A 14128-nucleotide genomic window follows, 5' to 3' on the forward strand; every position below is an offset into this window, starting at 1 on the left:
AGGCGCCGGACCGGTGCAATCCGGCCGGCACCTGACCCCCGGTGAGAACGAGCCCTGGTACCGCTGGAAGGCCACTCTCGCCAACCGGGCTGCAGCTGATTGTGGGAAGGCCCGTCGGACATGATCCGGTCGATGTCACCGGCGCTGTGCGCAGGCCCGGCAGATCACAGTGTCGACAGAAACCGTGACAGGTATCCTGGACCTGTCACGGTTTCTGTCGACGAGGGGAGGGTCCGTGAACACCACCGAACTGCCCGACCTGATCGGATATGGTCGCAATCGACCCAAACTGAGCCGTCACCAGCTTGAACGTCTCCTCGCCAGCGGCGACTATGAGCGGATCGCACCCGGCCTGTTCCTCCGCGCTGGCCTCACCGACGACACCATCGCCGCGTGGATGGCGATCGCCGCCCGGAAACCTCAGTCGACGCTGTGTCTACTCACGGCGCTCGCGCTGCACGACCTGACCGACGAAATCCCCACTCGAAGCGACATCGCCCTGCCCCGCGGCACCCATCCGATCAAGGTTCGCCACGCGCCGATCGCGTGGCACACGTTCGCCGCTGACACGTTTCTCATCGGGCGCGGCGAACACGCTCTGCCCGGCGGAATGTCGATCGGCCTGTACTCGGCCGAGCGGACGATCATCGACTCGTTCCGGCTCCGCCACACCCACGGCGCCGACCTCGCCATCACTGCGTTGAAACGGTGGTTGCCGGGGCGGGGCCACAGCCCGTCCAAGCTGCTTGCACTCGCGGCGCACTTCCCGGACGCCTACGCCAGCCTCCGAACCACTCTGGAGATCCTCCTATGAGCCCTGCCCCACAACACGGCACCCCCGCCGGAGACGCCACGATCGCAATCCAGCAGTTGGCCCGACGCACCGGCGGTGATGTGCAGGAGTTGCAGACCCTTTATGTGCTGGAGGCGCTGCTCGCCCGAATCGCCGTCTCGCCCTACCAGCGCGACTTCGTCCTCAAGGGTGGTGTGCTGCTGGCTGCATTCGCAGTCAGACGACCGACCAAGGACATCGACTTGCAGGCTCACCGCCTGTCCAACGACGCCGACCAAGTCGCCCAGCGAGTCCGGGAAGTCGCAGCGATCGACGTGCCGGACGGCGTCGTGTTCGATCTCGACAGCGTCGTCGCCCGCGTGATCCGCGACGACGACGAGTACGCCGGCATCCGGGTGAAGCTCGTGGGAACGCTCGGCCGCGCCCGCATCACGATCGGCGTGGACGTGAACTTCGGAGACCCGATCTGGCCGGAGCCTGGTCTCATCGAGCTTCCCCGGGTCATTGACGTCGGGCGAGCACCGGTGGAGATCCTCGGCTATCCCTTGAGCATGGTGATCGCCGAGAAAATCGTTACCGCCGTGGATCGCGGCGTCGCGAACACCCGCTGGCGCGACTTCGCTGACGTGTACACACTGATACGCGTTCACACCTTGCAGGCCACCGAGGTGCGCGGATCGATGGAGGCTGTTGCCGCGTACCGCGACGTGGAACTCGTGCCACTGTTGCCTGCATTGGCCGGCATGTCGCAGCAGGCTCAGTCGAAATGGCGGGCGTGGCGTGTCCGGATCGGCAGGGACGGAGACTTGCCTGCCGATTTCGCGGACGCCCTGAGCGCAGTCGCCCGGTTCACGGATCCGCTCCTGCGCGGTGGTGCCAGGGGAAGCTGGGACCCGCAGAGCGCGGCGTGGAGTTGAGCGCCTTCCAAACAGAATGGTTCAAGCGAAGACAGCATCACCGCCATGACAGAGCCAGCGACCCGCTGATGGATTCGTTCGTCGTGGACAGCAAGACCGTCTCCGCAACCCTGCCGAGGCGGAGATCAGCAGTACAGTGTCAGCGTCCAGCCAAGCACCTCACCAGGAAACCCCGCTGTTGAACGGGCGACGGTGACAGGTCACTCTTCGGTATGGCGGGCCAGGTGGTCCTGCAGTTCGCGGTGCCGGAACTGGTAGGCGGCGCCGGAGACGCGCACCAGCCCGGCGCCGTGGCACCAGGCCAGCAGGCGGCCCAGCCGCAACGGCAGGCGCGACCCGCGGAAGCGGCGAAAGCTGAGCAGAAACGCCAGGTAGCGCACCGCCTGCAGGCCGACACCGGTGGCGAACACCAGGCCGACCCCGGTCGGTACCGCCAGCAGCGCGGTGCCCAGCAGCGCGCCGCGGCGCAGGTCGTAGGAGACGAACGGCACCGGGCCCTGCCCGCCGACCACCACGGCACACAGCAGTGCCGCCGGGACCAGGCCGACGACGGCGCTGACCACGTCGTTGCGGATCAGGTCGTTCGGCCGTACCGCGAGCGAGGCGCTGTCGGCGCCCAGCCCGAAGACGGTGGCGTTGGCGAGCCCGGTCGCCAACCCGGCGGCCAGCGGCAGCTCCAGGCCCAGCGATCCGCCCGCCCAGTACGTGAAGGCCGCCACCGACAGCAGCATCAGCAGGAAGCCGAGCACCAGTCCGGTGGCGAACCGCCAGCCGAACAGCAGCGCACCTCGTACGGTGGCGAGCCGCCGGACATCGACATGCAGCCGGCTCGGCGGCTCCCGGTCGATGCGCTGTCTGATCGCCCAGCACTCGGCGCACACCACGAGCACCGTGGTGAGGTGCGAGATCGGTTGCACGAGGGTGCCGCTCAGCGCCATGGCGGTGCCGAAGGCCGCCACCGGGCACAGCCAGGCCAGTACGAAGGCGAGGTTTCGCGGGCGTACCGAGCCGCTCGACGACGCGAGCCGCTGCAACACGATGTCGTGGCCCGGCGCCGTCCGGCCCGCACGCCGCCACACCGGGCGGGCCCCGCCTGCGGTACCGCGCTGCCCTGCGCCACTGCGCTCGCTTGCCGTTCTGCGCTGCCCGGTGGCACCGGCCGGGCGGGCGGCAGCGTGTTCTCGGGTGGCGGTGCGGGCGGGTGCCGGGCCGCGCGGGTGTGCGGCGGCGAGCAGGCTGAGCCAGCCGTACACCTGCTCCTCGGAGTACGGGCCGGTCGCCGCGCGGGCCCGCAGGTACTGCTCGTTGAGCCAGTCGCGCAGTGCCGCGGCGCCCCGGCGGGCGACGGTGCGCAGCTCGGCCGGCTCCCGGGCCCAGGCACCGGTGACCGGGGCGCGCTGCTCGTAGGCGGTGACCGCGGCGGTCAGCCGCCACGGCGTGGACAGGCCCTGGGCGAGGGTGCCCTGCGGATGCTCGTCGAGCTGTCGCAGCAGCGGAGCCCACCGGTCGGGGTCGGCGCAGCGCCGCGCGACGAACTCGCGCACCGTGGCCGGCCGTACCGGGGCAAGGTGCACGCAGGTCGCGTCCCTGGGCCATACCTTGATCGCCCGCAACGCCCGGCAGGTGCGGGTGCGGCAGGTCAGCACGACGTCGGCCTTGCCGGTACCGGCGCGGTAGGTGTCGATCGCGCGCACCGCGTGCGCCGACCGGGACTCGTAGCCGGGCTTGGCGGCGCCGTCCATCTCGTCGAGCCCGTCCAGCACCGGCAGGATCCGGCGGTCCTCGACCAGCGCCTCGGCGGTCGCCGTGTTCAGCCCGTAGTCGTCGCGCAGCGCGGCGACGAGCCAGTCCTCCAGCGACGTGTCGGGCGGCCAGGCCGGCAACGACAGCCGTACCGGCACCGCGTCGCCGGGGTCGCGCCGCGACAGCAGGTCCAGCATCAGCTGCAAAGCCAGTACCGTCTTGCCGGCGCCGGGCGCGCCGCTGATCACCAGCCGCCGCTGCCCCGCCGGCAGCGACCGGAAGTGGTCGGTGAGCTCGCTGAGCCGCAGGCCGGTGGCCGGCACCGCCGCCTGGCCGCGGCGGTCGGTTTCGATCCGCAGGTCGAGGTCGAGCGCCTGGTCGTCGTCGCCGAGCAGCCGGGCGCGCTCCTGCCGCTCGACCGCACCGACCGTCCGGGCCAGCCGGTCGGCGGCGAGAGTCACGTCGTTCTCCTGCCGGCGGCCCCGCCACATCGGCCAGACCGCGGCGGCCAGCGAGGCCACCCCCACCACCAGCGACGCCGGATCGACATCACCGAAGCGCAGCCGCCGCCACCCCAGCACCACGGACACGGTCAGCCCGACCAGCCCCAGCACGCCGACCGCCCAGTCCGCCCGCCGGCGCGTCGCTCTCCCCATGACTGATCATCATGGATCAACCGGTCCAACCCGGATCGGCGGGATCGTCCCGGCAGCGACGTTGGTGCACCGATCGGGCCGTGAGCCGGCATCGACCGCAGCGCCCCACCGGCGAACCCGCAGCAAGGAACGGCTGCTACCCGGGACCGCGGTGCCCGAGCCTCGGCACGGCCGCCTGCCCCGGCCAGAGGTGGTCTCAGCCGGCGGAGCCTGGCGTCACCAGGCCCACCTCGTAGGCCAGGACGATCGCCTGGGCTCGGTCCCGCAGGTCCAGCTTGCCGAGGATCCGGGTGACGTGCGTCTTCACGGTCGTCTCGCTGAGCTGCAGGGTCTGCGCGATCTCGGCGTTGCTGTGCCCCCGGGCCAGGACCGTCAGGACCTCCAGTTCCCGGGCGGTCAGCGCGGACAGATCGCCGGCCAACGGAAAGGACCGGTGATCCCGCCGGGCATAGCGCTGGATCAGCCGACGGGTGATCGCCGGTGCGAGCAGCGCGTCGCCGGTCCGTACCAGTCGCACCGCCGCGACCAGCTGTTCCGGCGACACGTCCTTGAGCAGGAACCCGCTCGCGCCTGCGGCGATCGCCGCGTACACGTACCGGTCGAGGTCGAAGGTCGTCAGGATGACGACGCGCGGGGCCGGGCCGGCACGACCCAGGATCTGCCGGGTCGCCTCCAGCCCGTCGAGCCGCGGCATCCGGATGTCCATCAGCACCACGTCCGGGTTCGTTCGGCGAACGACCTCGACCGCCTCCTCGCCGTCGCCGGCCGCACCGACGACCGCGATGCCGTCCGCGGCGAGGATCATGGTGAACCCGCTCCGTACCAGCGCCTGGTCGTCGACGATGACGACCCGGACCGTGTCACTCATCCGGCGTCCGTCGGGATCCGGGCCTCCAGGCGGTAGCCGCCATCCGGCAGGTGTTCGGTCTGCACGGTTCCTCCGTAGATCCCGATGCGCTCTCGAAGCCCGACCAGACCGTGCCCGCCCCCGGTGTCGTGCGTGCGGGTGCGCCGGGTGTCCTCGGCCTTGCCGGCACTGTTGGTGATGCGCAGCCGGATCGTCCCGGGACGGTAGTCGACCAGCACCGCGACCTCCGAGCCCGGGGCGTGCTTCAGGGTGTTGGTGAGCGCCTCCTGAACCACCCGGTACGCCGCGAGGCCGACACCCGGCGGCAGCGGTGCAACCGACCCGGTGACCTGCAGCCGCACGCGCGCGCCGGTGTCGCGTACCCGGTCGACCAGGTCCGCGACCTGATCGATACCCGGCTGGGGGGCGAGCGTGGCCTGCTCGGCGCCGGCGTCGGGCGCCGCTGCCCGCACGTCCGCACTGTCTGCCGTCAGCAACCCCATCACGTGCCGCAGCTCGGTCATCGCGGCCCGGCCGCCGTCCTCGACGGCGAGCAGCGCCTCCCGGGCCAGGTCCGGCCGGCTGTCCATGACCCTGCGCGCAGCACCGGCCTGTATCACGATCACGCTCACGTTGTGGCTGACCACGTCGTGCAGATCGCGGGCGATGCGCGACCGCTCCTGCTCCACGGCCCGCCGGGTGGCGAGTTGCTGCTGGCGTTCCAGGGCCCGGATCTGCCGCCGCCAGGTGTGGATGGTGGCCGCCGCCAGCACCACCGGCACCAGGAAGCAGACCATGAGAATGCCGGGACGAACCGACGTCAGGCTGGACCGGTAGTCGACCAGCAGCACGACGGTGCCGAGCAGGACGCTGCTGATCGCCGGCATCTGGTACGGACTGTGCATCGCGGCGCTGTAGGCCGCGATCACCGTGGCCACCACGAGAAAGGTCGGCCCCACCCCCAGTGCGTGCCGGCTGGCGTGCACCACGAGCAGGACCAGCCAGAACGTGGTCAGTGGCACCCGGCGCCGGAACACGAGCGGCAGTGCGACCGCGAGGCCGATCCCGATCGCCCAGGCCCGCCTCGAACTGGCCAGGGCGGCCGTGGAGTCGACCAGGCCGCCGTGGACTTCCGCCGAGGCGGCGATCAGGACGGCGATCAGGAGCGCCAGCCCGCCGTCCAGCAGGAGGGCGCTGCGGGTCACCGGCCTGGCCGGGCCCGGGCGCCGCAACGTTGCCAGCCGCGCGCTCCATCGGCCCAGGACCTTCTGCACCTCGACAGTGTCGCAGGGCCGCTCGCCGCCACGCATCACCCGCCACGAGCAGGTGGCCGGTCCGAGCGACGTACATCGTAGGGACGACCTCGGCTCGGGTTCCACATCGCCGACGACGCGGCGGCCGGCGATCCGTTTCTAGCGTCGGCGCATGGAGAACACGACGGGCTCGGGAGCTGGCCCGCTGATTTCGATCGGTCATCTGACGAAGCGGTACGGGTCCGGGAATCCGGCGCTGCGCGACCTCACCGTGCAGGTTCGCCGCGGCGAGGCGCTCGCCGTGCTGGGGCCCTCCGGCAGCGGAAAGTCGACGCTGCTCAACATGATCGCCGGGCTCGACAAGCCCGACGAGGGCACGGTGACCGTGGACGGCGTGCGGGTCGACCAGCTCGGCGAGGCCGGCTCCGCCCGGTACCGGCGGGCGACGATCGGCATGGTCTTCCAGTTCTTCAACCTGCTGGACGACCTGACCGTCCAGGACAACGTGCTGCTGCCGGCCCAGCTGGCCGGCATGGGCCGCGGCGAGTCCCGCGAGCGCGCTCTCGCACTGCTGGCCGACCTCGGCGTCGACCAGTACCGGGACACCTTCCCGGGGCGGCTGTCCGGCGGCGAACGCCAACGCGTCGCGGTGGCCCGGGCGCTGGTCAACCGCCCGCCGCTGATCCTGGCCGACGAGCCGACCGGCGCGCTGGACCGCGCCGCCGCAGACAGCGTCGTCCGACTCGTCCGCGACCTCAACGAACGCGGCCAGACCATCCTGCTGGTCACGCACGACACCGGCCTGGCGGCACGCTGCGCCACCCGAACGGTCGAACTGGTGGACGGCCGGCTCGCCCGGCACGGCGCGGCGGTCGGCGAATGACCGGGCGCCTCGGCACCATCGTGCGCGCGGCCGTCGGCCGCCGGCGTGTCCAGACCGCGGTCATCGTCCTGACGGCCACGCTCGCGGTCACCGCGTCCGTACTGGCCGCCGGCCTGATCGTCGCGTCCGAGGGCCCGTTCGACCACGCGTTCGACCGGCAGCACGGCGCCCACCTGTCGGCGCGCTTCGACTCGGCGCGGATCAGCTCGGCCCAGGTGTCCACCACCACGCGAGCACGCCAGGTCACGGCCGCCGCCGGCCCGTACCCGCTGGTATCGGTCAAGCCGATTCCGGTCGACACCAAGGGAGGTTTGCCGCCGGGCATCCAGCTGACGGATCTGACGGTCGTGGGCCGGCAGCCCGGCGGCGCGGTCGACGACCTGACCCTCACCGCGGGGCGCTGGGCCACCAGGCCGGGCGAGATCGTGATGAGCGCCCACAACGAACCGTTCGTGCTGGGCAACACTCTGCGCTTCCCGGGGGTACCCGGCGACCCGCTGTTCACGGTCGTCGGCATCGCCCGTTCGGTCGGCGAGACGGCCGATGCCTGGGTACCGCCGACGACGATTTCTTCGCTCACGGCCGCCGGTAGCCGGCCCGACTACCAGATGCTCTACCGGTTTCGGCGGGCTTCGACCAGCGCCCAGGTGAGCGCCGACCGCGCCACGATCGCCGCCCTGGCGCCCGATGGGTCGCTGGTCGGTGTGCAGTCCTGGCTGAAGGTACGGCTGGCCGCGACCCGGGTGTCCGCGACGTTCGCGCCCTTCATCGTGGCCTTCGGCATCCTCGGGCTTGCCATGTCGATGCTGGTCGTCGGGATCGTCGTGGGCGGCGCGGTGGCGGCCGGCACGCGCCGCATCGGGATCCTCAAGTCGCTGGGATGCACGCCCGGCCAGGTGGTGCGGGCCTACCTGGGGCAGGCGCTCCTGCCCGGCAGTGCCGGCATCCTGCTCGGCCTGGTTCTCGGGAACCTGCTGGCGATCCCGGTGATGGGTGACACGGCTGAGGTGTATGGCGTCGGCCGGGCCGGCATCGATCCTCGGGTGGACGTTCTGGTCGCGGCGGTGGCTCTGCTCTGCATCGGCGTCAGTGCCGGGGTGCCGGCTCGCCGGGCGGGGAACCTGCGTACCGTCGAGGCGATCGCCGTGGGTCGCACGCCGGACAGCGGTCACGGTCGCGCAGCCCGTCGGGTACTCGGACGGCTTCCGCTGCCCCGCCCGCTCACGCTCGGCCTCGCCGCACCGTTCGGGCGTCCGGGCCGCTCGGCGACGATGGCGGTGGCCGTGGCGATCGGCACGATCGGTGCGACGTTCGGTATCGGGCTGGTGCTCTCGGTCGACGGCATCCAGAGCGGCATCAACCTCCGCTCCCCGGGCGACGTGGTGGTCAGCGACCTGACCTCGCCGGTGGACGCCGACCGGGTCGACGCCGCGATCAGGCAACAGCAGGGGACCGGGCAGTGGTGCAACAGCGCCGAGGCAGCTCTCGGGGTGGCAGGCCTGGCCGGTTCGACCACCGTGATCTCCTACCAGGGTGATTCCTCCTGGGCGTCCTGGCAGATGATCCGCGGGCGCTGGTTCCACCGGCCGGGTGAGGTCGTCGCCGCCTCCGGCTTCCTGCACGCAACCGGCACCCGCATCGGCGACAGCATCACGCTCGTCGATGGATCCCGGTCGGCGACGGTTCGGGTCGTAGGGGAGGTCCTGGACGTGCGGCAGGAGGGCATGCTGCTCGTGCTCGACCGCAGGTCGATCGACGCGCTGCGACCGGAGCTGGATCCTCTCTCGTACCGGTTCAACGTCCGCCTGAAACCGGGCGTGCCTCGCGACGACTACCTCCGGGCGCTGAACCGCGATCTGGCGCCGCTGGGCGTCTCGGCAACCCGCAACAGCGACGAGCTCAGTGACACCGTCGTTGCCATGGATGCGCTGGCCGGCGCTCTCACCGTCCTGCTGCTGTCCGTCGCCGGCATCGGGGTGCTCAACACCGCCGTGCTCGAGACCCGCGAACGCGTGCACGATCTCGGGGTGTACCAGGCGCTCGGCATGTCACCGGGACAGACGATCGGCATGACCATCACATCCGTGGCCGGTGTCGGCCTGATCGCCGGCGCCGTCGGCGTTCCTCTCGGCGTCGCCCTGCACGGTGTCGTGCTGCCGATCATGGGCCGCGCCGCGGGAACCGACATCCCCGCCGTCGACACCGCCGTGTACCACCTGCCGCTGGTGCTCCCGCTGCTTCTGGGCGGACTGGTGATCGCCACTGTGGGCGCTCTGCTGCCCGCCGGGTGGGCGATTCGCGTCCGGACCGCCGTCGCACTCCGCACCGAGTGACCGCCGCAACATCGGCTCGTGCGCGGGCGCCGAGTCGGCCATACCACGTCGTGGAACGGCTACTTCACGCTCAGCGTCGGGTGTGACTGGTCAGGGCTTGTCTCGATAGCCGGATGTTGGCTCGCACGCCATTCCGACGCCTCACAGTCTTCGGTGAAGTCCAGCAGGTGTTGTCCGTCGATCCGTTGCAGTAGGTCCCGCACTTCGGTCGGAGTGGCGTAGAAGAACTCTCGCCGCAGGTTGACCTGGTTGACTCGGCGATGGGCCAGTTCCTGGTGCAGGCGAGTCTCCAGGCTGACGGCATCCGAGCTGAAGATGAGTGCGTGGGTGTCGAACTTGAACGGCACGGACGCGTCTCCGAGCTCGCGGACCCGTTCGGTCGGGTCCAACCTGCGGGTCATGCCGATCTTGACCATGTGCTGTCCGAAGGCGCCGATGTTGGAGATGACATACACCCATCCAGTGCGGACGTTCGCGGCCCGCGCCTCGACGTCCTGCAACGCCTGCGCGATCTCCGTGCGTCGAGTCTCAGCCTCGGACAGGCCGAGGGTGTCACCCGCGGCACGCATCCGCTCTTGAACGTTGGCCCAGTGCGCGTCTTCCTTGGCAAGCTTGGCACGCTCCCGCTCGATCTCCCGGCGTAGCGCCGCCTCTTCACGAGCGGCCTCGCGTTCGGCTCGGACGCGCTCTTTTTCCTCTTCTACCTTTGCGAGATAGTCGGCGGTCAGCTCCAGTTCGGTGACGCGAAGCCCGTGGTAATGCTCGGTGATGTGGATGTTCATCGTCGAGCCGAGACGGGCGATGGTGTCGCGTGCCTTGCCAAGACGATCCGTGCAGGAGGCCAGGCGATGGGGGCGCATCGTCCGAACGCACGCATCGGCCTCAGCGTTGTAGGCGCGCAGCATCAGCTTCGTGGTTTCTCGGAGCATCTTGCGTCCTTGGCTGGCCGAGCCATTGACCATCCAGCCCGTCGCCGACTCGACCGCGTCACCGGCCCGTACAGCGGTCTTGATCTCGTCCCGCAGGTCGTCCAGCCGCGACTTGTATGCGACGGCATCAGCCAGCCGGTGCCGGAACTCGTAGAGCCCCGCCTCCTGCAGCATCGCCACATCCTGCGTTTGCACGATCTGCGCTTGAGTCTGCGCGAGCTGAGTCGCTGCTTCCTCGTTCTGCCGCAGAAGGTCGCGCAGCGACCGATCGGCCGCGGCCCGGTCCGCTTCGGCCTGCTTGTCTTGCTGCCGTATCTGTTCGTCGGCGCGCTGGCGTTCCTGCTCGATCTGCTGGCGAACTGTCGCGAGTTCATCACGAGCGCGCTCTGTCTCCGCCTCCAGCGCCGTGGCATCCATGCCACGCAGCTGATCGACGCGTGCCCGCAGCTTGGTGACCTCGGTGTTCAGGACGGCTACCTGATCGCCGAGTTCACTGTTTCTCTCCTCGGCGACACGCAACCGCCTCCTGGCACCGAGACGTCGCCGGGGTTCATCGCCCTTCGTGCCGTCGATTGGGGTTGGATCTCCGGGCGTTGGCCCGGCTGCGGGTGCCGCCGCAGGAGTATCCGCGGTTACGGGGCTCCAGAATTGCCATCCGGGAGGAGGCGCCGGCCAGCGAGGATCGGCATGCCAGCCTGGCGGAGGCCGCCATCCTGGCGGTGGCACAGGCCAGCCGGGCGGCGAGTTGTACCGATACTCCACGGCGTCCTCCCCGGGCTACCTCCGCACACGTTAACTCCGTTGGCCGCGAACAGATCTCGGCCAATCGGGCCACTCGGGTGGACCTTCGGACCGACTTGTTCGGGCCGACCGGTCACCGCTGACGGGGTCGGTGACGGCAGCTCGGCGGATTCGGCAGCCCATGAGAATGATGGCGCCTTGGACGGTGTACCCACATATGACAGCCCTGGATCAGGCTACCTGGCCTGCCTAACCTCGCACGGTCTCCGAGAGCCTCGGCCGGGCCCGTGGGCGCGGCCGAGGCTCTCGGAACGGGAGCGGTCAGCTCGCGGGCTTCGCCGCCGGCCCGGCCGGGTCGACGGTGCTCGCCCAGGAGGTCGGGCTGGCGCTCAGTGCATACCGCAGTGTGTTGGTCGAGCGCAGCGTGTTCAGCGGCAGCCACGATCCTTGCTGGTTGTGGCCGTCGGCGCGAAGCGACCGGATGAACGGTGCGCTCGAGGCGTCCCGGTCGGTACGGATGCGCAGCCGGTGGTTGCCGAGATGGACCGTGGCGGACGGGAACTGTGGCGTGGACAGCGCGAGTCCGCCGTCGGCCTGGGAGGCCGGGAACATGCCCAGCGAGGCGAACACGTACCAGCTGGACTCCGCGCCCATGTCGTCGTTGCCCGGCAGCCCGTCACGGCTGGTGCCGAAAGCGGTGTGCAGCAACTGCTGCACGACGTACTGCGTCGAGGCGGGCTTGCCGACCCAGTTGTAGGCCCACGGCGCCGGGAAACCCATTTCATTCCCCATGTAGAAGCCCTGGGAGTCCTGACCGCCGTTGAGCTGCTGGAGTGTCGGTACCTTGGTCAGCGCCGAGTCCACCGAGAACAGCGTGTTGAGCCGGTCCACCGCCTTGGCCTTGCCGCCGATCGCGTCGATCAGCTGCGGCCAGGCGTAGCCGAACGACCAGAAGTAGTTCGGCTCGGTCGACTCGTGGTACCAGCCGGCCTCCAGTTCGCCGGGTTCGCCGCTACTGGTCGGCGGCTTGCGGGCGGCGATGGTGTCGTTGTTCGGGTCGAAGATGTGCCGCCACCAGGTGGCCCGGTCGTCGAGCTTGGCGATGTCGGCCTGGCTGACCTGGACGGTCGGGTCGGACCGCACGCTGGCGGGCAGCGCCGACAGGAACGTGGCGGCGGCGTGGTCCACGGCGTACTGCTCGATGTTGGGCGAGGTGGTGTCCGGGTAGTAGCCGTCGGCGAGGTACTGCTTCGCGTTGGCCATGCTGGCCCGGCCGTTGCAGGCGCTGGTCGGGTCGAACACCGACTGCTTGACCAGCCGCGCCGCGGTGGTCACGTCGAAGTCGGTGGCCCCGAAGTCGTACGAGGCGGCCAGCACCGGAAGCGCGTTGTCGCCGGCCATCGGTGTCGAGTCGTCGCTGGCGTCCACCCAGTGCGGGAAGGCGCCGCACTGCTCGCCGTCGACCACCAGCGACTGCATCACGTCGCTGGCCTCCTTCGGCGCGAGCATGGCCAGCAGCTGCGCGTCGGAGCGGTAGGTGTCCCACATCGACAGCCCCGTGTAGTGGTACCGGGGATGCCCGGTGCTGCCGTCGGGGCGGGTGAACGTGTCGTCGGCGACGTTCGCGACGGGGCGCCGGTCCACGCCACCGGAGGTGTCCACGGTGCTCGGGTACGGCGGGGTCGCGGCCATGCTGCGGTACTCACCGTTGACGTCGGAGTAGATCGTCGGCGTGCCGAACACCCGGTACAGCGCTGTGTAGAACTTGGTCAGGTTGTCACGCTGGGTGCCGGTCAGCCGGCCCGGCCGCGCGGCCTCGTCGATCTGCACGCTGTTGAGCCGCGTGTTCCACGCCGCGTCGGCATGCGCGCGCACCTGCCCGAACCGTGACCGCGCGTTCTCGGTCTTGAGGTTGAGCTTCGCGTTGGCGACGCTGACCGAGGAGATCCCGACCCGCATCGTCAGCGTGTGATCGGCGCCGGTCAGGTCGTACTGCAGCAGCGCGGCACCGTGCCGCACCGTGTTGAGGGTGCTGCCGGCCGGCTGCGCGCGCAGCGACTTGTCGAACTCGGCGTAGAAGTACACGTTGGAGTTGAACTGGGTGCCGTACGGCGTGCAGAACGCCGGCGCGACGGTCTTGCCGGTCAGTACCCGCCCGTGGTCGGCGATGTCGAGCGCGGTGTTGTCGGCCGACACCTTGCCGGCGGTGCTCGCCATGTTGCTGTTGGCGTTGAGCCGCGTGTCCAGCGAGAAGTAGCCGGAATCCGTGCCGGGGTAGCTGAACTGCGCCATCCCGGTACGCGTGGTCGCGGTCAACCGCACGCCGACCTTGTTGTCCAGCCGCACCGAGTAGTAGCCGGGCGAGGCCGACTCGTTGGCCGTCTGGAAGCCGACGCCGGTCGGCACGCCCGTATCCGAGGCGACCGGCTGCGGGGTGGCCGCCGGCATCATGCCGACCACGCCCTGTCCCGGGCAGCCGGGGCCGTTGAGGTGGGTGAGGCTGAAGAAGTTGATCCGGCCGTTGGTCGCGTCGGCGTCGGTGAGGTAGCCGCCGGAGCCGTTGAAGTTGGTGCGCGGCGTGTCCGGGCCGAAGTCGACCATGCCGAACGGCACCTGCGCGCCCGGGTTCACGTTCCCGGCGTACCCGCTGGTCGGCGACACCGCCGTCCCGATGAACGGATTCACGTACTGCGTCAGCGGCAGCTCGCCGTGTTGCCTACCGTGCTGCGGCGCCGCACCGGCCGGCTGGAGCACGCCGAGCACCAGCGCCGCTCCCGCCACCACCGCCCCGCACCGGACTCGTAACCTGCGCAAACCTTCCACCCTCTCCGCGACGACACCTCGAATGACAACGCTGTCATTTGCTCCCTCACCCTAGACAGCGCCGACCTCCCTGGCAATCGGCACGAATCGTCGTGACAGCGGGGCCGGGACTGCCCGCCGGCAGCACACCGGTCAACCGCGTCGAGAGCACGCCACGGCGACACGAAGCGCACAGCGCCGCACGCCCCGGTCGTACGGTCCGATGTGCTG

At 70.4% G+C, this 14128-nt stretch carries 9 protein-coding genes; 4 read left to right on the forward strand and 5 right to left on the reverse strand.

What is annotated here, in order from left to right; translation table 11 throughout:
• The first annotated feature begins 235 nt into the window (after positions 1-235).
• Together Athai_RS22845 and Athai_RS22850 are read left to right on the forward strand one after the other, a co-directional pair.
• Entirely contained in the window at positions 236-814 is a 579-nt protein-coding gene (locus Athai_RS22845) for a type IV toxin-antitoxin system AbiEi family antitoxin domain-containing protein (RefSeq protein WP_203963384.1), read from the forward strand.
• Positions 811-1710, forward strand: coding sequence for a nucleotidyl transferase AbiEii/AbiGii toxin family protein (locus tag Athai_RS22850; RefSeq protein WP_203963385.1), 900 nt, complete (start codon positions 811-813; stop codon positions 1708-1710). Before Athai_RS22845 ends, Athai_RS22850 begins: the two co-directional genes overlap by 4 nt.
• A gap of 200 nt (positions 1711-1910) precedes the next feature.
• Here Athai_RS22850 and Athai_RS22855 read toward each other — a convergent pair whose 3' ends face one another.
• The 3 genes from Athai_RS22855 to Athai_RS22865 all read right to left on the reverse strand — a co-directional run bounded on the left by Athai_RS22855 (position 1911) and on the right by Athai_RS22865 (position 6230).
• The gene (locus Athai_RS22855) at positions 1911-4109 is read right to left on the reverse strand and encodes an NACHT domain-containing protein (RefSeq protein WP_203963386.1); all 2199 of its coding nucleotides are present in this window, start codon (positions 4107-4109) and stop codon (positions 1911-1913) included.
• Between the two features lie 196 nt (positions 4110-4305).
• Positions 4306-4977, reverse strand: coding sequence for a response regulator (locus Athai_RS22860; RefSeq protein ID WP_203963387.1), 672 nt, complete (start codon positions 4975-4977; stop codon positions 4306-4308).
• A complete protein-coding gene (locus Athai_RS22865) occupies positions 4974-6230 on the reverse strand; it encodes a sensor histidine kinase (protein WP_203963388.1) in 1257 nt (418 codons plus the stop codon). Before Athai_RS22865 ends, Athai_RS22860 begins: the two co-directional genes overlap by 4 nt.
• Before the next feature lie 151 nt (positions 6231-6381).
• On the opposite strand from Athai_RS22865, the gene Athai_RS22870 reads away from it, so the two are divergent.
• Both Athai_RS22870 and Athai_RS22875 read left to right on the forward strand, forming a co-directional pair.
• A complete protein-coding gene (locus Athai_RS22870) occupies positions 6382-7092 on the forward strand; it encodes an ABC transporter ATP-binding protein (RefSeq protein WP_203963389.1) in 711 nt (236 codons plus the stop codon).
• Positions 7089-9425 (forward strand): ABC transporter permease, encoded by a 2337-nt coding sequence (locus tag Athai_RS22875; protein ID WP_203963390.1) that lies wholly within the window; start codon positions 7089-7091, stop codon positions 9423-9425. Before Athai_RS22870 ends, Athai_RS22875 begins: the two co-directional genes overlap by 4 nt.
• Before the next feature lie 59 nt (positions 9426-9484).
• Here the strand turns inward: Athai_RS22875 and Athai_RS22880 are convergent, their stop codons facing one another.
• Both Athai_RS22880 and Athai_RS22885 read right to left on the reverse strand, forming a co-directional pair.
• Complete coding sequence (locus tag Athai_RS22880; RefSeq protein ID WP_239157106.1) at positions 9485-10873, reverse strand: SNIPE associated domain-containing protein; 1389 nt, start codon at positions 10871-10873, stop codon at positions 9485-9487.
• Positions 10874-11416: 543 nt separating this feature from the next.
• Entirely contained in the window at positions 11417-13909 is a 2493-nt protein-coding gene (locus Athai_RS22885; protein WP_203963391.1) for a glycoside hydrolase domain-containing protein, read from the reverse strand.
• Between the last annotated feature and the right edge of the window lie 219 nt (positions 13910-14128).

This window comes from Actinocatenispora thailandica, from assembly GCF_016865425.1.
Lineage (GTDB): Bacteria > Actinomycetota > Actinomycetes > Mycobacteriales > Micromonosporaceae > Actinocatenispora > Actinocatenispora thailandica.